Annotated in this window: 13 protein-coding genes; 5 read left to right on the forward strand and 8 right to left on the reverse strand. The window is 62.5% G+C overall.

Going from position 1 to position 21092, the window contains the following annotated elements:
• Positions 1-65: 65 nt before the first annotated feature.
• Positions 66-2744, reverse strand: coding sequence for a type VI secretion system ATPase TssH (gene tssH, locus SH412_RS15385; protein WP_336518898.1), 2679 nt, complete (start codon positions 2742-2744; stop codon positions 66-68).
• A 710-nt stretch (positions 2745-3454) separates the two neighbouring features.
• Here tssH and SH412_RS15390 point away from each other — a divergent pair.
• The 3 genes from SH412_RS15390 (at position 3455) to SH412_RS15400 (ending at position 7566) form a co-directional block, all read left to right on the forward strand.
• Positions 3455-4834, forward strand: a complete 1380-nt coding sequence (locus SH412_RS15390; RefSeq protein ID WP_336518899.1) for a hypothetical protein — start codon at positions 3455-3457, stop codon at positions 4832-4834.
• Positions 4835-4918: 84 nt separating this feature from the next.
• Positions 4919-6118, forward strand: a complete 1200-nt coding sequence (locus SH412_RS15395) for a hypothetical protein (RefSeq protein WP_336518900.1) — start codon at positions 4919-4921, stop codon at positions 6116-6118.
• A gap of 32 nt (positions 6119-6150) precedes the next feature.
• Positions 6151-7566 carry a hypothetical protein gene (locus SH412_RS15400; RefSeq protein WP_336518901.1) on the forward strand — a complete coding sequence of 472 codons (1416 nt, stop codon included), beginning with the start codon at positions 6151-6153 and terminating at the stop codon, positions 7564-7566.
• Between the two features lie 288 nt (positions 7567-7854).
• Here SH412_RS15400 and SH412_RS15405 read toward each other — a convergent pair whose 3' ends face one another.
• The 5 genes from SH412_RS15405 to SH412_RS15425 form a co-directional block, all read right to left on the reverse strand.
• A complete protein-coding gene (locus SH412_RS15405) occupies positions 7855-8514 on the reverse strand; it encodes a DotU family type IV/VI secretion system protein (protein WP_336518902.1) in 660 nt (219 codons plus the stop codon).
• The gene (tssK, locus tag SH412_RS15410) at positions 8515-9930 is read right to left on the reverse strand and encodes a type VI secretion system baseplate subunit TssK (protein WP_336518903.1); all 1416 of its coding nucleotides are present in this window, start codon (positions 9928-9930) and stop codon (positions 8515-8517) included.
• A 276-nt stretch (positions 9931-10206) separates the two neighbouring features.
• Positions 10207-10815 (reverse strand): hypothetical protein, encoded by a 609-nt coding sequence (locus tag SH412_RS15415; protein ID WP_336518904.1) that lies wholly within the window; start codon positions 10813-10815, stop codon positions 10207-10209.
• 203 nt (positions 10816-11018) lie between these two features.
• Entirely contained in the window at positions 11019-12752 is a 1734-nt protein-coding gene (locus SH412_RS15420; RefSeq protein WP_336518905.1) for an HDOD domain-containing protein, read from the reverse strand.
• Between the two features lie 328 nt (positions 12753-13080).
• Positions 13081-15528 carry a serine/threonine-protein kinase gene (locus tag SH412_RS15425; protein WP_336518906.1) on the reverse strand — a complete coding sequence of 816 codons (2448 nt, stop codon included), beginning with the start codon at positions 15526-15528 and terminating at the stop codon, positions 13081-13083.
• 487 nt (positions 15529-16015) lie between these two features.
• Between SH412_RS15425 and SH412_RS15430 the strand changes: the two genes are divergently transcribed.
• Complete coding sequence (locus SH412_RS15430) at positions 16016-17341, forward strand: neutral/alkaline non-lysosomal ceramidase N-terminal domain-containing protein (protein WP_336518907.1); 1326 nt, start codon at positions 16016-16018, stop codon at positions 17339-17341.
• 256 nt (positions 17342-17597) lie between these two features.
• On the opposite strand, the gene SH412_RS15435 is transcribed toward SH412_RS15430, so the two are convergent.
• Complete coding sequence (locus tag SH412_RS15435) at positions 17598-19277, reverse strand: ATP-dependent nuclease (protein ID WP_336518908.1); 1680 nt, start codon at positions 19275-19277, stop codon at positions 17598-17600.
• Between the two features lie 104 nt (positions 19278-19381).
• On the reverse strand, positions 19382-19633 hold the full coding sequence (locus tag SH412_RS15440; protein WP_336518909.1) for a hypothetical protein: 252 nt from the start codon (positions 19631-19633) through the stop codon (positions 19382-19384).
• A 230-nt stretch (positions 19634-19863) separates the two neighbouring features.
• On the opposite strand from SH412_RS15440, the gene SH412_RS15445 reads away from it, so the two are divergent.
• Positions 19864-20763: a hypothetical protein gene (locus SH412_RS15445; RefSeq protein ID WP_336518910.1), complete on the forward strand. Its 900-nt coding sequence runs from the start codon at positions 19864-19866 to the stop codon at positions 20761-20763.
• Positions 20764-21092: the final 329 nt, after the last annotated feature.

The following is a 21092-nucleotide window of genomic DNA, read 5'->3' on the forward strand; positions in this document are numbered from 1 at the left end:
TGCGTTCGGGCAAAAGGTTGCGAGAAACTTCCGCCGACGGACCGGATTCGAACGGCCGCCGCCGTTCAGTCGAATTTGTAGCCGAATCCGCCTCCGTCGCCGAGCAGAATCTCGACGCGCGAAACCGTCCGCTCCTCAGCCATCCGGGACAGCAGCTCGCGCGAAATATCCGGCAGCACCGTCCCCGTCAGAATATGGTCGACGTTTCGAGCCCCGGTCTCGGTCTCCCGGCAGCGGCTCAGGATCTGATCGACGACCGGCTCCGACCAGGCGAGTTCGGCCCGGTGATTTTCCCGCAATCGCTGACCAATTCGCCCCAACTGGAGTTGAATGATGTTCCGCAGAACATCATCTCCCAGCGAGAAATAGGGCACGACGTTCATACGCCCCAGAAATGCCGGCTTGAATCGCTCGAGCAGTTTCGGACGAAGCTGCTCGCTCAGTTTGTCCGGCTCCGGACGCGTCTCCGGATCCGCGCACAGCGACTGGATCAGATCCGAGCCGACGTTCGAAGTACACAGAATGATCGTGTTCTTGAAGTCGATCTCCCGCCCCTCGGCATCCTCCAGCACCCCCTTGTCGAAGACCTGATAGAAGAGCTCCAGCACGTCGTCATGCGCCTTCTCGATCTCGTCGAGCAGGACGACGCAATACGGCCTGCGACGAACCGCCTCGGTCAGCTTCCCGCCCTTGCCGTAACCGACCAGACCCGGCGCCGAGCCGATCAGCGAAGACGTGGTGTGCGATTGCTGAAACTCGGTCATGTTGATGATCACCATGTTCCGCTCGCCCCCATACAGCAGCTCGGCGAGCGTCATGGCGGTCTCGGTCTTGCCGACCCCGCTCGGCCCCGCCAGCAGAAACACGCCGATCGGCCGGCGCGGGTCGGTCAGATTGGCCCGCGCCGTCTGGATCCGCCGGCTGATCGCCTGCAGCGCATGGTTCTGTCCGATCACCCGACCCGTCATTCGCTCGTGCAGCGTCGAAACAAGCTGAATCTCATCCGTCTGCATCCGCCCCGCCGGAATCCCGGTCCAGCCGGAAACAACCTCGGCCACCGCCTGAAAGTTGACGCAGGGCTGCACGAGCGGCGTTTCCCCCTGGAGCTGCTTCAACTCAGCCTGCAACGCGGCCAGATCTGTTCGGCACTGCTCCGCTTCTTCCTCCGTCAGCGGCGCCGGCGCCGCCGCTGGCTGTCCGTTTCCGGCGCCCGACTTCGGTGCAACTCCCGCCAGGCGATCGTAGATCGCACAGATCTTCTGCACGATCCCCGTTTCCTGCTTCCAGCGCGCCTCCGTCTGCTCCAGCTCGCCGCGCGCCTTCGCCTGCAGTTCATTCAGTTCCGCAATCCGTTGGGCGTGATTCGCCCCGGTTGCCGCTTCCCGTTGCAGAATCTCCAGCTTCATTCCAATCTGTTCGATCTGCCGCGTCAGATCCTCAATCGGAGCCGGTATCGCCGAGTGCCCGACTGCGACCCGGGCGGAAGCGGTATCGAGCAGGCTGACCGCCTTGTCGGGAAGCTGGCGACCGGTGATATAGCGATGCGAGAGTCGCACTGCGGCCGAAATCGCTTCGTCGAGAATGCGCAGCCCGTGATGCTTCTCCAGCATCTTCACCAGCCCCTGCAGCATCACCTCGGCCTGCGCCTCCGCCGGCTCCTCAACCTTCACCACCTGAAAACGCCGGGTGAGAGCCGCATCCTTCTCGAAATACTGTTTATATTCCGACCACGTCGTCGCGCAGATCGTCCGCAGTTCCCCGCGGGCCAGCGCCGGCTTCAGCAGATTGGCCGCGTCGTTCTGCCCCGCCTGACCGCCGGCCCCGATCAGCGTGTGAGCCTCGTCGATGAACAGGATGATCGGCTTCGCCGATGACTTCACTTCCTGAATCACCGACTTGAGCCGGTTCTCGAACTCCCCTTTCACCCCCGCCCCGGCCTGCAGCAGCCCCAGATCCAGCGACCGGACCGAGACGTTCCGCAGCGGCGGCGGAACGTCGCCCGCGGCGATTCGCTGGGCGAAGCCTTCGACAACCGCCGTCTTCCCGACTCCCGCTTCACCCGTCAGGATCGGATTGTTCTGCCGACGCCTCATCAGGATGTCGATGATCTGCCGGATCTCCGCGTCCCGGCCCGACACGTTGTCCATTTTTCCGCTTCGCGCCATCTCCGTCAGATCGGCGGTGTACTGATCCAGAGCCGGAGTCTTCCCGCCCCCCGGACGAAGCTCGGGCGCCCCTTCCCCCGCCGACGGGCGCGTGACCGGAGCGTCTTCCACCGACCCCGCCGTAATCGCCGGCAGCTCCCGCGCCAGGGCGTCCGCGGACAGTTTCCCCAGGTCCCGCGATCCCGTCAGAAACATCTGACTGATCTTCGGATTCGTCAGAATCGCCAGCAGCAGGTGACCGCTGCGAACCGCCGACTCGCCGTATTCGACCGAGGCAAACACCCACGCGTCCCGGACCAGATCGACCAGCAGCGGCGAAAGCGCAGGTGGCCGCCCGTTGCCGGTCTTAAAGCTGTCGATCGACTTCGTCAGCGCCGCTTCGAGCCGACTCTGATCGACCTCGTAGTGCTTGAAGATCTTCGTCAGGTCCGAGTTCTGCACCTCCAGCAGCTTCTGCAGCCAGTGCTCCGCCTCGACCGAGTAATTCGTCCGCGACAGGCACAGGCCGGCGGCGCTTTCCAGCGCCCGTCGGCAGGTGTCGTTCAACTTGCTGACGAGCGACCGCAGATTGATGTCCATCGAACCGCCTTGCTGGTAACGGGAAACGAATCTCGTCGGAACGTGTATCGCCTGGCCGCTCGCCGTGCGGAACGAACGCAATCAACAATCCGCGAGCAACGAAACGCTCAGGCCGTCGGGATGGAATATCCCGGGAAGGGAATCGCGAGAAAACGCACGCAACCTTGCCGGTCCGCCACGACCGGCAGCGATCAACATAGGATCAGGCCGGCGCGAATTCAACAACACTCCGACCTCCGATTCTCAGGCCGCAGCAACGGCCACCAGACCGCACCGCGACGATTCCCTCGCAACCCGACCCGCCGCAAAGTCTGCGCAGACTTCGCACAGCAACTTCCTGATCGGCGCGGGGACAAAACTTTTCACGTTTTTTCCAGCGACAACTGTGATCGTTAAGACTCAACAAAATCGCTGCCATCGTCAGACTCGCTGCAATCATTCCCACTTAATCCCACACCGCTCGCGACGGCCGATCGGCGATAAGTCGTTTCAATCACAGACGTTCAAACATTTCGCACACTCGCGTTTCACGCAGTCGCCGTTTCATACCGCAGAACCGAGGCGATCCCTACAGGGCTCGTCAGCGTCGATCGGCGGAATTGGCAACATTTGACGGACAACCGGAAAGAGTTGTCCAGCCCGTCCGTTGGCGCTCGATATCCCCCGACGCGACCCAGACGAATTTGCCGTCGACCATCAGGGAATGTGGTATGACCCCGCTCAAAGCCCCCGTCAGCGCACTCTACGGACTTGCCGTCGCGCTCGGCCTGCTCGCCTTCGGGGGATCCGTCGTAGCCGCCGACGGCTCTCCGGTTCCCCCGGCCCCCGAATTCACCAGCCCGGACATCAAGCCCACCTTCATGGACTGGCTCACCGCCAAGCCCATCGCGCTCACCAAGAAAATCAAAGCCACTGACCCACTGCAGCGCCCCCCCTTCGCAGGCGCCCCTCCCGATTCCCTGAAAGGCATGGCCGCCGGAATTCGCGGCGTGCAGCTCGACGCCCCCAATCGCGTCAAGGCGGCGGCCTACCTCGGCACCGTCGACTGCGTCACCTACCCGCAGGCCCAGGCGATGTTGATCGCCACCATGCAGGAAGATCCCTCCGAAGACGTCCGCTACGAAGCAGTGATGTCGTTGCGGATGATGCTCAGCCGCGGCTGCAGCAACATGGACTCGGAATGCGACTGCGAATCGTGCCGCGGCCGCAAGCAGGCCGCCCGCGAAACCGAAAAACACTCGAAAAAAGAACAGCAGGCCCTCATCCGCAGCGCCAAGGGCGCCGCCAAAAAGCTGGCAAAGAAGGTCGCTAAGGACAACGAGGACGCCCCCCGCTACGACTGCTGCGTCGGCTGCTGCAACGCCAAAGTCATGAACGCACTGTCCGACGTCGCCTACGGCAAGGACGAGCAGTGCTGCTGGAACGAACCCTCCGAACGGGTCCGAAACGCCGCGGCCGAGGGTCTCTGCCTGTGCGCCACCGTCGCCGCAACCTACGCCGAGCCGACGCCGGTTCCCGATGTGCCCCCTCCCGATAAACCCAAGGAAGTCGGCCCCGCCGAGGAGAAGGAAGTCCCCGCGCAAGCGTCGCCGGAGCTCGTCCCTCCCCCGTCCACATCGGTCATTCCTCGACGGACCACTCCCCAGCCGCAGCTCTCGCAGACCTCCGCCCCCTCCCCGGCTCCTGCAACCGCCCGCCAGGCGGCCCTCTCCCGCCCCACCGACGGACTGACCCTCCCCCTGGTGACGGGCCTCAAGGGCTACTGCGTCGTCGGGCTCAAAAACCGCCAGTTCGTCCAGGGAAAACCGGCCTTCGCGTCGACGTTCGAAGAACATACCTACCAGTTCGCCAGCGCCGAGGCCAAAGCCGCCTTCGATCAGAATCCCGAAGCCTACGCCCCCGCCTACGGCGGCATCGATCCCGTCGAATGGCTCGAACGACAGCGTCTCGTCGAAGGCCAGTTCCTTCGCGAGTACGAAGGCCGGTTCTACCTGTTCGCCAGCAAAGAGAACTGGGAAATCTTCAAGTCCCAGCCTCCCCGCTTCGTTCTGAACAGCGACGCCGCCAGCCGCTACATGGTGGCTCGATAGTTTGCGTCTGACTCCCGCAGTCCCCGGGCCAGTAACTCTCGCTCAAACGGTCTCGACCCTACTCCAGATTTCCGGCGGCTCACCATGAAATCTCTCAACTGGAATCGATGCCATCGACTCCTGCCGCTCGCAGGCCTGGCCTGGGCCTGCAGCGCGCCGCCCGTCTCCGCGATCGAACCGGTCGGCCGCATCCAGCCCGTGGCCGCCGTTTCCTCCGGCAGCGACGAACTCCTCTTCGACAGCCTGCTCCTCAACCAGGTTCCGGAGAACTCGACGCCCCCCGCCCCCTTCTGCCCCGAGTCCACCCTGCCGGCCCCGCAATCGCTCTCCGACCCCGGCGCCGTCTTTGAACCCGCCCCCTCCGCCGGATTTCTACAGTCCGGCCAGGGCGCCCTCACCGCGCAGAATTCCGTCGCGGCTGCGCTCATGCCCGGCGGATATCTCGATCCCGCCGCACCGGCCACAATGTTCCGGCTCCGTTACGACGTGGCCAACGGCAACGACTTCCCCGATCGCGGCGAATACTTCTACGCCAAGTGCGGCTGCTTCCGGCAGCTCGGCATCGACCCCAACGCCAACGGCCCCGGCGGAATCAACACCAGCGTCGACTACCAGGACATTCGCCCGTACTTCGAGTACGCCTTCAACTCCCGGTTCTCGGTCTTCACCGAACTCCCCGTGCGATTCGTCGATTTTCACTCGCTCGACGGATTGCCCGCCCTCGGCAGCACCGGCGGATTCAGCGACATGAACGTCGGCTTCAAGTACGCGTTCATCGCCCAGCCAGACGAATACCTCACCTTCCAGTGGCGCACCTATATCCCCACCGGTGATTCGCAGCGCGGACTCGGCACCCACCACGTCAGCCTCGAACCGTCGTTGCTCTACTACCGCCGCATGACGGACCGCTGGCTGCTCCAGGGGCAGTTGACCGGCTTCACGCCGATCGGCGTCTCCGCCTTCGCCAGCAATGTGCTGCAGTACGGCGGCGGTCTCGGCTACATCCTGCATCAGGGCGAACGCGCCACCGTCATCCCCACGCTCGAAGTCGTCGGCTGGACCTTCCTGGGCGGCCAGAAGTTCAGCCCGACCCAGGGCGGGCTGCAGAGCGCCTCCGGCGACACCATCGTCAACGTCAAACCCGGCGTCCGAGTTGGACTGGGCAACTCGCCCGGACCGATGATGATGCAGCGGCAGTCGATTTACGCGGGCTTCGGCATTCCAGTCACCAGCGACCAGTTCTACAGCGACCTGTTCCGGCTGGAATACCGCTTTGTGTTCTGATCGTCGGATCTCGCCCGACAAGAGGATCTTCGATGAGCATCACTCACGTTCGACGCACCGCCGGCCTCCTGCTGTGCGCCGGGCTCGCGCTCCTGCTCCCGACGCGCATGATCCTGGCCCAGTCGGACGTCCGGCCGGTCGGATATTCCGGCGAAGCCGACGCCGGCCTGTTTGACGCTCATCTGGTGAACGACGCCAGTCCGGCCGAGGGGACTCCGACCGCGGACTCGCCGCCGGCATCCTGCTCCCCGCGACTCCCCGGTCATTGCAGCGATTCTTCGAGCCTGATCAGCCCGGAGAGCGTCTTCTCGCCGACCGCCCCCGCTCCGCCCGCCATGAATCAGACGCAGCCCCTGGTCGCCTCCCTCGGCGCCGGCCAAGGCGCCTTGACGGCGCAGAACAGCGTGCCGACATTCCTGGGCGACTACTTCGGCGGGGCCGGCACCCAGATCACCGGCACGTACAACGAAATCATCAACAACAACTCGGTCGCCATTCCTCTGACGAACGGCGTCGGCGTCATGAAGCTGGCCGAGAACACCAGCCCCATTCCGCGCGATCGCGTCTTCCTCAGCTACAACTACTTCGACAACGTCAACATGATTCCCGGCGGCCTGGCCGTCAATCGCCTGACTCCCGGTTTCGAAAAGACATTCTTCGAAGGCCGGACGTCGGTCGAACTCCGGATTCCGATGGCCACGACGCTCAGCTCGAATACGACCTACAACCAGGGGAATTTCAACTCGAATATCAGCCCGGTGAACTTCGATTCGAATCAGTATGAGCTGGGCAATCTCACCATGTTCTTCAAGGGCCTGATCTATCAGGACGAACAGTTCGCTCTGTCGACCGGCCTGGGCGTCGCCGCACCAACCGCGGACGACCTGCGAATTGCGACGCAGTACGGCGATCCGGTCGCGACGATCACCAACCAGTCCTGGCACCTGCTCCCCTTCGTCGGCGCCGTCTACACCCCCAGCGATCGATGGTACGCCCAGGGCATGATGCAGATCGACATCGGCACGAACGGCAGCTCCGTATTCGCTCCCGATCCCTATGGAAACCTGACGAAAATCGGCCACCTCAACGATCCCACCTATCTGTTCTCCAGCATCGGGACGGGATACTGGTTCTACGACGCGGCCGATCAGTCTTCGCTTCTGACGCGGGCCTCCGCCTTCACGGAGCTCCACTTCAACAACTCGCTGCAGGCCACCGACACTGTCCGCAATTTCGACCTCACCGTCGGTTCCCGCCAGGACCGCATCCAGACGGTCAATGCCGTGATCGGAACCAACTTGATCCTCCATCAGAACAAATCGCTGATGCTCGGCTATGTCGCGCCGCTGGGAGGCGGCTCCGACCGACCGTTCGACGGGGAATTTCGCCTGCTCTTCAACTGGTACTTCGGAGCGCCGCTCAATCGCGCCACGAGCGTCCAGTTCTAAATCACCGGCATCAATTCTGACACAGCGTCTCTTTGAGTCTTGTCCCCTCTCCCGCTGTCTTCAGTGGGAGAGGGCCAGGGAGAGGGTTTTCGAATGCGCCGAAGCGTCGTCCACGGAGAAAAGACGGCGCGCCTCACATTCGTGGCCGGTGATTGAGACCGCCGCGTTGAAGAACTCCAGCGAATCGCCCGCACAGGAATGCCCGGGCCGCCTCTTCAGAGGGATTCGCTTGGGGTGGGACAGACATGCCTGTCTGTCTCCAATTCCCCAGCAGGCTGCCGAGACGCCTCACGACTGCCGGAACTTCAGGTAGACCGCCAGCAGCACCACAAACGCAATACTCGCGACGAACAGACCTCCCGCCATCGTCTGCAGCCACGTATCTCCCGTGAGCGGCTCCACCCCGCCGCTGAGCGGCTCCCCGTTAAACTCGGGCAACGACGGTTTGCGGATCAGCCGCGCCAGCTCGTCGGCCCAGGCCTGTCGAGCTTCGCTGGAGTTGGAGGCGTTTCCCGGCAGCGGCTGATGCAGATGCTCCCGGAACGCTTCCCCCAGATCCCCCTCGAACCCCAGCACCAGGCACAGATACCAGGTCTCGATCACATCCGACGAACTCGACCGCGCCGCACGCTCGCCAAATTCATAAAACCGCCACGCCCGGTTCTTCTCCGCAAAGTAGTCGAACTCCAGCGTCATGTCCTTCCAGTCGACTGCCGCCGCCGTCAGCACTTCGTCGACCCAGTAAATCAGCGCCCGGCGGACCAGCTCGAAGTCTTCGCCCCGCTGTCCCGGACGGCTGCTCGCACCCGCCATCAGCGCGTCCAGATCCATCCGGATCAGCTTCTTCTCTTCCCCCAGGTCGGGACGCTCGTGACGCTCGATCCGGTCGACCAGATCGAGCACCGAATCGAAGATGCGGTTCACCGGTTGTGCGAATTCAGGCGTCATTTAGGCAGTCTGCGGCATGGCGTAGAGAGCGAATGACAGCGCCACCAGTTGGCCCTGATCGGTACGGATCTGAATCGTCTGCTCGCCGTCGATTCCCCCGACGACCTGCTTCTCGTTGAACCGGATTCCCAGGTTCAGCGTCTTCTCGACCGCCTGCCACGCTTCCGAACCGCGATCCAGCTTCCAGTACGTCCAGCCCGACCCCGGAAAATCCCGAGGCGGAGCCGCTTCCGGGCGGGCTTTCACCCCCCCCTTTCCGCCGCGGTAAATGTTCTCCACCACGTCGCTGCTGCCGACTTTGAGATCCAGGCGATCGGTCAGCAGGCTGTCCACCTCGCTGAACGACAGCTTCGACTCGACGCCCATGTAAAAGGTCCATCCCGGCGTGAGCCACTCGCGCTCCAGCCGCACCTGCATCTGCAGCCCCGCCCCCACAAACGGCCGCTTGATATAAGCCCGCCGCTGTTTCTCCTGGTCGATATCCAGCAGCCGACGAATCGCGTGGAAACAGCTCCCCAGGTCGTCGTGATCGTAGATCGGCACCTGCGGCATCCGCCGCTCCGGCAGAAAAATCGAAATCAGCCCGACGATCCGGCACAATTCCATGTACGCCTGCAGCGGATGAATGCCCCGCACGAACGGCAGATTCACCAGGTATCCGAGTGCTGTGTTCAGCGAATGCAGCTTGAAGATCCGCTCCAGGTCCTCGCGGTGCCCGCTCTCAAACGCCACCCCCCGGTCCAGCATGTTCCGGGCAAGCTGGTCGGCCAGGCTGCCAAGCTGATCGGTGATGTTCCCCAGAATCCGGTCCTGCAGGTACGACCACCCGTCGCAAGCCAGCAACGGGGGAATGTACTCCGGATCCAGTTCAGGAGGCGCCTCGGCGACCGATCCCAGCCGCAGCCGCATGATCGGCAGCGTCTCATAGCCCGACAGGTCGTCATCCCCCAGCAGCAGCCGGGCATTCAGCCAGCGAACGTCGGCGACGATCGGATTTCCCGCCTGATTTTCGTCTTCGACTTCCTGCGATTCGACGTGATATCGGCAAACCGCCTCTCCCGACGGCCCGTCCGCATTCTTCCGGCCGAGCTGCAGTCGCGGCACCGCCAGAGAGACCGTCAGCCGGTCTTGCGAATTCCGGAACGCCGTGCGCGGAACTTCGACGGGCGACAGCAGAGCATCCTCCGGAAACCGCACGAACGTGCCGTCGCGCAACCGGACGTGAAGCTGGCTCACAGACACCCGCCAGTTCGACAGCGCCTCCGCGTCGAGACTGATCTTCCGCAGACCGTACGCATACCCGACATGCCACTGCTGCGCCAGAGCCACCTCTTCCCGCATCCGGCGCTCGCCGAGCTGGAAGTGATGCGGACTGATGAAAAGTCCTTCCGACCAGTGAACGGGATGATTTGTCATGGGACGCCGCAATGCCTTGCGAATCGCGAGCTGCAGACCGGGAAGACCGACCTCCGGGACGCGGTCATGGTCTTCAATCGGCCCGCGTTTCGCAACCCACGGAATCCTCCCCCGCCCGGCAAGCTCACGCGCTCGTCTCCCGCCCGTTTTCGGCAAAGCCCCTGCAATCGCAGGCCGGACGTCGTCGATCGGCAGCCCGAAACAGCACTCGCAAAGCAGAACTTGCTCTCGAAGCAAGTCGCCGCGGCCCCCGAACCACGACTTGTCCGGCGATCGTCACTGCAGACTGTAAAACGCCCGGCAGCTTTCGCAGAGGCCGTGGCTGACTCGCGACGGCGCCTGCCGAACCCACGCGGGAACCCAGTCCCAGACCAGCTTCGCCGTCAGCCGCCGAAAGCGACGGCAGTCGCAACATTGAAGGATCAGGCCGCTCGCTGGACGATACCACTCCTCCAGCGGCGGTCGCTCTTCCCAAACGCTCTGAAAGTCAATTCGACAGGAATTGATCACGATCAGCGCTTCGACCGATTCCGCGCGGAACACCCGCATGCGAAACACGCGATACCGGTCGGGCGACGAACATTCATAGTCGTGATTCCAGTCCGTCCGATCCCGCAGGCATTGTCGATAGCGGCTGGCAAAATATGGTCGAACTTCCTGAGAAATCGCATCCAGGATGCTCGCCCCCGGCGACCATCGGTCCGCCACCGCGGGACTCCCGTCGTTCGCCGCCGCAAACCTCCCCCAGGCGGGATTGACATACGCAATCGTCAAGTCCGGCCACAGCGCAAACGCCGTGCCCTCGTCCCCTTCAAGTCGCGCCAACTGCAGAGACGTCATCGCGTTCAAGAATCGCGGATCGCCGCGACGATCGTCGGTAACCATGACGGTCGCTTTCACTCGAACAAGACCAATTCACCGGCATCGATGCTGCAACAGCCCTTCTTCTCGTCGTGTCCCCTCTCCCGCTGTCTTCAGTGGGGGAGGGCCAGGGTGAGGGACTTCGAAGATGTCAGAGTATTTTCCACGGAGATATAGACGGCGCGCCTCACATTCGTGGCCGGTGATTGAGACCAGCCAGGCCCGACTTAAGGAAGCACCCGATGCCGTCGCAGCGTCGAAACCAGTTCGCTCCGCGTGAACGGCTTCAGCAAATACCCGGTCGCTCCGCTCTGCGCCGAACGCATGACCGAGTCCCGCGTCGAATCGCCAGTGATCATCACAATCGATCCCGAGTACCCGCGACGACGCGCATCCGCCACAAATTCGATCCCGCTCATCCCCGGCAGGTGAATGTCGCACAGCACCCCCAGAAACTCCTCGACGATCCTGATCGCTCGCTCGGCGGATTTCACCGGCACCACCTCCACACCGTGCCCCTCCAGCAGCGCGGTAATCAGCTCGATCATCTCTTCGTCATCTTCGACGACCAGCAGTCGCCGACCAACGGCCTCTTCCCGCAAATGGGCCCCCCGGACAATTTCTGGCCCGTAGCCATCGATAGACTCCGGATCCGCGGCCGGCGGGTCGGCGTTCAGGCTGTCGATAAACTTCTGCAACTCTTCCTCGGGGGGAACCGGTATCTGCAACAGCGTCTCGAACTCCGCGGTCTTCGCGACCGCCCGCGCCAGACACGATTTGCAGGAATCCGACCGCAGCCCGCGAAAAGCCTCAGCCTGCTGAATCAGCCTCCGCTGCCGCTGCGGACTGGGAGCGTCGTGCATGTCGGCGACCGACTCCGCAAATCTCACGATCTCCGTCATCTGAATCTCGAACTCTGTCAACTCCCGCGGCTTGTCGTCATGGTGGTTCAGCACCAGAGCGATGATCGACACCGGCACGCCCCACTTCTGCAGCAGCGCGGCGCTCACCTCCGCATGATCCACATTGAACTGCTGGTGTTCCCCGATCAGAAGCTGAAGCTGACCGATCGACCGGCACCGCTCGACGAGCTGCAGATATCTCGGCCCCAGATGGTGCGCCAGCGACAAGATCCCGAGATCCTGCAGCAGCCCGACCACATAAGCCGTCTCCGCCGTCCCCGGTAGAAACTCCGCCGCAAACACATGCGCCACGCTCGCTGTCAGCACCAGCCTCGTCCGGAACCACGGTTCCACCCAGCCGGGCAGCTTGCGGAGCCCGTCGCCATGCAGCGACTTCTGCGTGATCGCAACCACCAGAGCCACCGTCCGGCGGTACCCGAGGTACTTGATGGCGTCGCCGAGATGATTGACCTTGAATCGCAATCCCGACGCCGAACTGTTCGTGATCCGCAGCAGTTCCGCCGTGAGCCGCGGATCGGTGCTGAGATCGGCGGCCAGTTCGCCCGTATCGCCGCCGTCCTCGCCCAGCCGCCCCATCACCTTGAGCACGAGTTGCGGCAGTGGCTTGAAACAGTCGCTCGCCTCGGCGATCTGCCGGGCCGCCAGCGGAATTCGCAGAGACCGCGGCCCCGATGTGAGCAGCGACGCCCTGACGCACTCGACGATCACCTGCGGCGCCATCGAATGCGACAGCACGTGATCGACCTTCAGCTCCCGCATCAGCGCATACTGCTCCGGCGGAACGTCTCCAATCAACACCACCACGGGATTGAGCAGTTCTCGACGGATCCGCTCGACGATCTCGATCCCGGTCAGAAAACCGGTCAGCTCCTGCTCGATGATCAGACAGTCGATCCGTCGCTGGTTCCCAAGACGCCGAATCTGGTCCGAGCTGTCGGACATCAACGCGTCAAACCCCGCAACCTCCAGCAGGTGACGCAGCTCGGCGACCTGCGGAGTCGACTCCAGATAGATGACCACCGTACGAGAATCCGTCATGGAAACGCTCCTGGTGACTGGGAACTGTCCGGCCCGGCTGAGAATCTCCTGCCGGTGCAATCCGACCCGCTCTGTGCTTGTCTCCTCATTGGAAGTTCAGACAGAAGGCTTTGAAATGTCCTGAGAAGGAATGCCACTCTCCATCGTCTCATTTCTAGGCGAGTCTCAATGCATTTCACAGCCGCACAATGAAAAACCGGCGCAGCAGAATCCCCGGACATCTCGATTCATGAACAATGGATTTCTGGCGTTTTGAACATCGCCGCTCAAAGCGCTCAATTGCCCGGGACGATACCGGCAACCACGATCATTATTGGGCCGCCGCCCTTCAGTGCGAGTCGATGATCAACCCCATATACTGGTCCGACCGACGCGGACTCAGCGGGATCTTCGCCGCACACAATGCCGCGCCGACGGAACAGACGCCGACAGCGTCGGAATCCGAAAAGTAGGCGTCAAATTGTGAATTCCTGATCGGCACGGAATGCACCGGATCGACCGGACGCAGCCCCGTCTCGCGCCGGAATCGCATGACGCACCGCCCCTCGTTGTCCGTCAAGTAGATCGTTCTCGATCCGCCCGGCGAACTCTCAATATGGTCCCGGAGAATCCGCTCGATATCGCATTCAATCGCCACGCTCCCCAGCTTTCGCGCGGCCGTCGCGTCAAACACCGCAATCCCAGCCACGATGCAGACGCTGATCGGCTCGCCGCTCCTGCGCCCGCGATCTCCATCAGTCGGCAGTTCGCCCGGCGTCGACGGCGCACCCTTTCGCCCCGGCACGCCAATGTAAACGTCCCCGCGCGTGAGCCCGGAAATCGCCGGCAGATGCCGCGTGAAAAACGCCGTCAGATCCAGCCGCTGCAGCCCCCGCTGCGCCCCCGAATTCTCCACCCGAATCGGCTTCGGCGTCCCCTTGACCTCCGGATGACCCCAGCACGTCACCGCCGCATAATTGGGATTCGCATCCAGCAGCCCCCGATAGATCGTCTTGAGCTGGTCCGACCACGCCAGACCCGCTTCCCCCCCCGACTCCTGCAGCACCCCCGCCACCGGCGGCACCGACCCCATGAATCGCACATCGTCCGCCAGCGCATCCACCGCCGCCGACAGCTTGCGCTGCAGACTCCGGCAGTCGTCGACCGCCGCCTGCAGCTCCGCCCGCCCCGACGCCACGTGCGCCTCATACGAAATCACGCTCCCCGTCAATCCTGCCGCCACCGCCAGCGCGCACAGGATCGCCGCAGCCTGCGTCAGCCGAGGATGGCGACGAGTCCATCGGTAAAATCGCTGTCCCGCCCGCTCCCGCATCGCCGAAATCGGCTCGTCCGCCATCCAGCGCCGCAGATCGTCGGACAACTCCGCCGCCGACGGATATCGCGCATGCCGGCCGCGCGACAGCGCCTTCAGGCAGATCGCTTCGAGCCCCGCCGGAACGTTGCGATTCAGCCGCCGCGGAGGGGTCGTCTTGCCGTCCACGATCGCGTCGAGCAACGCCGACATCCGACTCCCCGCCCCCAGCGTCTCGCTGCTCAGCTCGTGAGGCGCATACCCCGTCAGAATCGCATACAGAATCGCCCCCAGGCCGTACACGTCCGTCTGCTCGTCAATGTCATCCACCCGGCCCGCCGCCTGCTCCGGAGCCATATACATGGGCGTCCCCATGACCTGCCCCGCCAGCGTCGCCTCCAGTTCGTCCCGATCGTTTTCAACATCCGGCGGCGGAACGCTCGACGGATCGTCCATCCCCAGCGACCGCGCCAGACCCCAGTCGAGCACGATCACCTGACCGAAGTGGTCCAGTGCGATGTTCTGCGGCTTCAGATCCCGATGAATCACCTTGCGCGAATGAGCGTACGCAATCGCCTGACACACGCTGACGAACGCGGTCAACAACGCATGAAACGCCAGCGGATCCTCCTGCCCCAGCTCCCGCCGCTCGTGATACTCCCGGATCGCATCATCGAGCGTCCGGTTCCCCAGGTAGCGCATCACATAAAACAGCCGGCCGTCCTCCCCGTTCTCGCCGAACAGATACAGCGGCACAATGCTCGGATGCTCCAGCCGACCGGTAATCTCCGCCTCCCGGCGAAAGCGGATCGTAGACCACGGATTGAGCCCCCCTTCCGCAACAATCTCCTTCACCGCCACGTACCGGTTCAGGCTCGTATCCACCGCCAGCCAGACCGTGCCCACTCCCCCCTGACCCAGCTTGCGAATCAGCCGGAATCGAGACAGAAACGACCGTTCCTCAGCCCCAGGCACGCCGCGCGGAATCCCCGACAGCCCGAAAATCTTGGCGATCTTCCCATTCGGATCGATCCGCTCCAGCAGCCACGACGTCCGCCGGGACGGACTCTGCCGGCACGCCTCCCACGAAAGATGCGCTTCGATCGACCGCAAAAACCGTCGCGTCTCCGCCTCGACCTCGGCCAGATCTTCCTCAGAGAGCGAACCCTGCCGCTGCAGAAAACTGTGCAGCGACACCTCGCCAAACGACGTCCAGTCCTTCAGCATCTGCCGCAATTGACGCTCGCTGACCAGCCGGCTCCGAATCAACAGCGCCGCAAACGCAAAATCCAGCTCCGGCTTGGAAAACGCCCCCTGCTGCGCCAGATTCAAGACCTCCGCAAACTCCCGCGAATCAATGCCGCGAAACGCAGGTTCCGCCATCGCCAGCGTCTTGTCGGCAGTCGCATCCACAACCCCGCCCGCCGCCCGACCATTGTCGGTCGGGTCCCAATGGACCGGTTTCTCCGCGGGGGGACTGGCCATGTTGATCGCCTCAAAACAGCGCCGGCGACGGATCAGCCCACGGTCCTCCGCGACTGAAATCATCCCCTGCACGCGCACTGCACCAGATTCAACTTGGCTTCAAGAACGGAACGCGGCATCCCGGTTTCTACCTACAACCGGCCGACTCCAATCGTTCGCCTCCCGATTGAAACGGCAGCAGCGATTCTGCGGGATACGCCGCCGCCGACCGCGCACGAATGAACTGGAGACATCGCGATTTGTCTTACAATGCGGCGGTCGACACCCCGGAACCTCACGACCGCCGCGGGAAAACCAGCCCCCGTTCCCTTCCGGAGATTCTCAGCCCCCTCCGCCGCCCTCCCTTGCTCCCCCCGGCTCCGCAAGTCATTGTGCACGGCACAGCCCCCCTTCGCCGAACGCTGCGCCCACGATCCGAAACATCCGGAATCAAAACCCCCAGCCTCCTCGCAACCTCATCCCGGCCCCGCACCAGCAAAGGCGCACCATGCCCCCGCGCGGACTCCTGATCGCACTCCTCTCCCTCACCACCCTCTCCCCTGCCTTCGCCGAAGACGACCCCGCACCCGTCTTCAACGTCGGCTTCGCCAAACGCGACATCACCCCCGCCAAACCCATGCCCATGTGGGGCTACGGCGCCCGCCACGCCCTCCTCGGCGACGGCGCTCTCGACACCCTCTACGCCAAAGCCCTCGTCATCCACGCCGGCCCCGCCAAGCTCGCTCTCGTCGGCCTCGACCTCGGCCGCGGCCCCACCCGCGCCATGACCGATCGCATCCGCGCAGAAATCGCCGCCAGGGCCGGCATCGAACACGTCCTCATGGTCGGCAGCCACACCCATCACGGCCCCTGCATCGAGCTCCTCGATCGCCCCGGCTACGGCAAAGGAACCTTCGACGACGCCGTCGCCTACAACCGGCAACTCCCCGAACTGCTGATCGCCGCCATCCTCGAAGCCGACAAAAACGCCCGCCCCGCCCGATTGGCAATCGCCTCCAAAGACGTCCCCTTCAACCGCAACCGCCAGACCAAGCGCGAACCCAAAACCACCGATCCCATGCTGGCCGTCATGCGCTTCGACGACGCCGCCGGCCAGCCGATCGCCATCCTGGTCAACTTCGCCGCCCACCCGGTCATGACCGACGGCGCGACCCTAAAATTCTCCGCCGACTTCCCCGGCTACCTGCAGCAGAAGGTCGAAGCCGACCTGGCCACCAACTGCCTCTTCCTGCAGGGAGCCGCCGGCGATCTCAGCCCCAATTCACCAGAAGGCATCCGCGGCCCCCAAGCCTTCGGCGAGCTCCTCGCCCAGCACGTCGTCGAACTGGCGAAGGGGGCCGAGACGAAGGTCCCCGCCAAACCCTCCGTCAAAGGGAAGGTCGACCGCTATCTGTTCCCGTCGCGGATCGACTTCACCAACCCGGTCGTCACGGCGGGCTACAGCGTCGCCTTCTTCCCCGAACTGATCCAGTGCTTCGTGCTGGAGATGGACCAGGGCGTGACCGCGGAATCCAACACCATCCTGCTCAACGGCGAGATCGGTCTGGTCGGCGGTTCGGGCGAGTTCTTCAGCAGCCACAGCCGCCGGCTGAAGGAACGCTCCCACGTCGGCCCGACCCTCTTCTTCGGCTACTGCAACGACCACAACATGTATTTTCCGACGATCGAAGCCATCGCCGAAGGAGGCTACGGCGCCGACCCGCCCGTCTCCCCCGCCGCCATCGGCGCCGGCGAAGCGATCCTGAACCGCGCCCTGATCAACCTCTACGAGCTCTCCGGCACAATCCACCCGGAAGCCCCCCGCGTGAAGTAGGGCCGGGCGCTCCCGGCCGCCTTCCCCTCCCCCCGGAGCCGGAAGCGTCAGCGCCCGGAGTCTGCCCCACGCTCACGCCACAACCACAATGGCTCCCCAACCCGGGTGGCACGCCCAGAGTCCGCGATGGGCGTGGTCTTCCGCGACTGGTTGACAGCGCGGCCCCGGTCGATCGTCTTCGATCTACCGGGGCGGCGCAGCCGTGGGAAGCTTGTCGCGCGACGACTCTATCAACAACTTGGCCGGCACATAGTACTTACCCAAGCGCCTTCCCGATGACCCTGAACATAGGGGCAAATCCGCGTAGGTCTTCAATCGCAATTGATCGATCGCTCTTGAACTCGGCAAGGATCTTCTGCTTTAGAGCACTCTTTGCCGACTTGCGATCCCGCGACTCCTGAGCACTCAACTGCATCACAAGGTCCGTGTTCTGGCCATGGACTTTCGAGAGAACTCGCTCCGGGATCAGTCCCTCGATGCACTGTTTGCCCGATCGGTCAACCCCGACAGCAACGAAATGAGTCCCTTCTTCAAGTCCGATCTGTTGCATGACGCGCTCAAGTTCCGGCTTCGCGTCAAGATCAAATGTAACGAGCACCCGCTTAAACTTCTCGATAATAAACTTCAGCAATATCGTATTCTTAAGAGCATCTTTGCCTTCGTAAGGAACGATATCTAACCCGTCCGGCAAGACAAACCCCTCGAATTCAAGCGAGTGAATGTGCTCAAGATACTTTCGATCGATATCTCCCTCAACCAAAAGAACACGCTGCTTAGAACTGTGCAATACACCACGCCACGGATCAAACTCAGCGTTATCGAGCCCAAGGATCTCACTAAACGGCTCCATCCAGGTCTCTTCGCTCACCGCAACGACTTCCGTCTCCTTAGCTCGCCCGCGGGTCAGCTTTCGATTCAAAAGAACATTCGATGCAATACTGTCTTGGCATAGCATGTACGGACTGTGCGTAGTCACAATCGTCTGGATTCTCAGTTCATTGGCCAAGTCCATCAGCACCCGCCCAAACTCTGCTTGTGCGGACGGATGGAGAAAACTCTCGGGCTCCTCAATGATTATGATCGGCGTAATCTTGTTTTCATCATCTTTAGAGCGGATTCGATTTGCTTGAAGGATCGACATCATGATGTGAGTGCGATTCTTAGTGCCGCTACCCCAGTCGTTGAGAGGAACATCAACGTTCTTGTCCCGCAGATTGATAGAGAATGGAAGCGTCCCGGAGAAAGCGCCATCTGGTATTGTAAAGTCTACTTCGTACTTGTCTTCCAAGTGTCCGAGAAGCGCCGATAGCTCCGCGCGATGACCTTTGGATATTTGCTTAATCTTGCTCTGAACGCGGCGCTGTTCGTTGGCGATCTGTTTCATTTCGTCTGGAGAGAACATTAGTTCTTGGACGTGTCGTCCCCGGGATCCGTAAATTGTGAATCCGCGATCTGCCGAGTCGTGCATAAATGCTAGATTTGAGGATGTCAGCTTTTGCAAGATTTCTTTTGACGCAAAGCTTGATTGTTCACGTCCGTCAATCCAAGCTGTGCAGGCGACGTCGTCGCTGGGCTGGTATGAAAGCAAGAGCCGAAGGTGGCTAGTGCTTCCGGGGAGAGGTTGTTCGTTGAATTTTTCCAGAAACAGGAAAAGACCTGGATCGTCGGAACGATCGACCGAAATGACGTAGTCGAAGGAGATATCAGGCGTACCTGATACCCACTGGGTCTTGTCGTCGCGGTAGGTTACCTCACTGTCTCGCCGGAAAAACACAATTTCTCGCATGTTGTCTTTAAATGTGTTGCGGATTGCACGTATCAGCGTGGTCTTTCCTGCGTTATTCTGTCCAGAGATGGCCGTGTAGAACCCGCGAAAGGTAACGCTGACGTCCTGCAGGGTGCGATAGTTGCTTACGGCGACGTTTTCGAGTTTCACGCGATGTCCTTGCGAATGAGTAAGAGGTCATGTGTGAATAATACGGTGTGGCTTGTGCGGATTACGTACGCAATGTTAGCGGTGTATACGTCTTTGCGTTTCCGTCATGTCGTTACGGCCGGCCGCCACTTTTCGTCGGATTGCCGAGTTTTACCGGTCGTCACCGACTGTCCAATCTCCTCCCTCTTCGCCGGCACCCGCGCCAACTTATTCGTCTCCTTCCGAATCCGCTGCTGCGCCACCGTCACCGTATCCGCCTCGGACACGTCCCGCGCCTTGATATCCGCCACAACCCCCTGATACCCCTTCAGCGTCCCGGCGAACCGCTCGACGACCTTCTTCGGAATCTTCAGCATTCAGCATCTCCCCGTTCACACCCCGTGGCCCGTTCACCGGAACACCGTACCACTGTGTCGAACCCCTCGCCAGCCCTCATCTCGGGTGCCACTGGTGGCCTTCGGCCACCAGTGCTCTTCTCGCTGCTCCACCTCCACGACGCCCCCCCGCTGTCACCCCACAGCGCTCCCTGAACCACTTCACGAAAATCCTTGCCACCGCCCCGGAACCCCTCTACGATGCAGTCGCCATGTCTGCAGAAACCATCCGCGAAGGCCGCACCATGCACGCGCTTCGGCTCCTCCTCAGCCTCTCGGCGTACGCCGCATTCGCCCTGCCCCTCTGCCCGGCGCAGGAACCCGCTGAGAAGCCGCCCGCCCAGGAGAAAACCTCGCCGGCCGACAACGAACTCGCCGAACAACGGCTCAAGTTCATGAAAGAAGCCCTCGGTCGGTACGAGCTTCGGCTCGGCCCCGATCGGACTCCCGCAAAACTGCTGGCCACGCCGCTGCTGCGCTGGTCGAATCCCGTGAGCGGCGTCCAGGACGGACTCGTCGGGCTCTACACGACCGGAGGGCGTCCGACCGCGGTGGTGCAGTTCGCCTTCCACCATCAGCAGTTTCAAGTCCACGAATTCTACGCCGTGACCCCGGTCGAATTCGAAATGCTGCGCGGCACGCAAAGCATCTGGAAACCCGCCAAAGCCATTTTCGCTTTCCAGGATCTCAAAGACGGACCACCTCCGGCCAAGTCGACGAACCTCCGGCTGACGCAGATGCGGCAGATCGCCGCCGAGTTCACCGTCACCGACGAATTCGGCTGGGACAAGCCGGAAACGCAAATCCTCCGCCTCATGCCCCAGCCCCTGCATCGCTATACGGACGAAGCGGCCGGCGTGGTCGAGGGCGCCCTCTTCTCGTTCGCAATGGGCACCAACCCCGAAGCCGTCCTGCTGCTGGAACTGGTCCAGAACGGCGACGCCCTCAAATGGCAGTTCGGCTTCGCCCCCATGACCATCTACGAACTGAAGGCCACTCGCAAAGACGAGAAAGTCTGGTCGATTGGAGAACGCAAAATCTTCAACTCCTACGACACCCCCTTCCGCGTCGGCCCCTACCCGCCAGAACCGGATGAAGTCATTCCCAAGTAGGTCCAGGCGCGCCCGGCCGCCCTGGAACGCAGGATCAAGATCTCACGCAAAGGTGCAGAGGTCGGAGGAGTTCGCAGAGAAGAGAGATTTCGGGTGGTGCTGGTGACCTTCAGCCACCAGTGCACTTCGTCCGAGCGTCGAAAATCCTTCCGTCCGCCCCGAACTCTCATTGCTGCGAATGGTTGCCCCCAACGGGGTCACAGAAGGTAGCCAGTGGTTGAGCGAAGCGACACCCCTGGAACGGAGCGTCCTTGCACCCTCCTCCGCAACTTCGATCGGGTCGCACGTCCGACGCCACTCCGATATCTCTACGACCCCGTCAGGGGGCG

This window comes from Planctellipticum variicoloris, assembly GCF_030622045.1.
Lineage (GTDB): Bacteria > Planctomycetota > Planctomycetia > Planctomycetales > Planctomycetaceae > Planctellipticum > Planctellipticum variicoloris.

What these genes read in the sequence shown, in the direction of transcription:
- tssH (WP_336518898.1), bottom strand. Translation starts at nt 2,744, where the DNA reads ATGGACATCAATCTGCGGTCGCTCGTCAGCAAGTTGAACGACACCTGC.
- SH412_RS15390 (WP_336518899.1), top strand. Translation starts at nt 3,455, where the DNA reads ATGACCCCGCTCAAAGCCCCCGTCAGCGCACTCTACGGACTTGCCGTC.
- SH412_RS15395 (WP_336518900.1), top strand. Translation starts at nt 4,919, where the DNA reads ATGAAATCTCTCAACTGGAATCGATGCCATCGACTCCTGCCGCTCGCA.
- SH412_RS15400 (WP_336518901.1), top strand. Translation starts at nt 6,151, where the DNA reads ATGAGCATCACTCACGTTCGACGCACCGCCGGCCTCCTGCTGTGCGCC.
- SH412_RS15405 (WP_336518902.1), bottom strand. Translation starts at nt 8,514, where the DNA reads ATGACGCCTGAATTCGCACAACCGGTGAACCGCATCTTCGATTCGGTG.
- tssK (WP_336518903.1), bottom strand. Translation starts at nt 9,930, where the DNA reads ATGACAAATCATCCCGTTCACTGGTCGGAAGGACTTTTCATCAGTCCG.
- SH412_RS15415 (WP_336518904.1), bottom strand. Translation starts at nt 10,815, where the DNA reads ATGGTTACCGACGATCGTCGCGGCGATCCGCGATTCTTGAACGCGATG.
- SH412_RS15420 (WP_336518905.1), bottom strand. Translation starts at nt 12,752, where the DNA reads ATGACGGATTCTCGTACGGTGGTCATCTATCTGGAGTCGACTCCGCAG.
- SH412_RS15425 (WP_336518906.1), bottom strand. Translation starts at nt 15,528, where the DNA reads ATGGCCAGTCCCCCCGCGGAGAAACCGGTCCATTGGGACCCGACCGAC.
- SH412_RS15430 (WP_336518907.1), top strand. Translation starts at nt 16,016, where the DNA reads ATGCCCCCGCGCGGACTCCTGATCGCACTCCTCTCCCTCACCACCCTC.
- SH412_RS15440 (WP_336518909.1), bottom strand. Translation starts at nt 19,633, where the DNA reads ATGCTGAAGATTCCGAAGAAGGTCGTCGAGCGGTTCGCCGGGACGCTG.
- SH412_RS15445 (WP_336518910.1), top strand. Translation starts at nt 19,864, where the DNA reads ATGTCTGCAGAAACCATCCGCGAAGGCCGCACCATGCACGCGCTTCGG.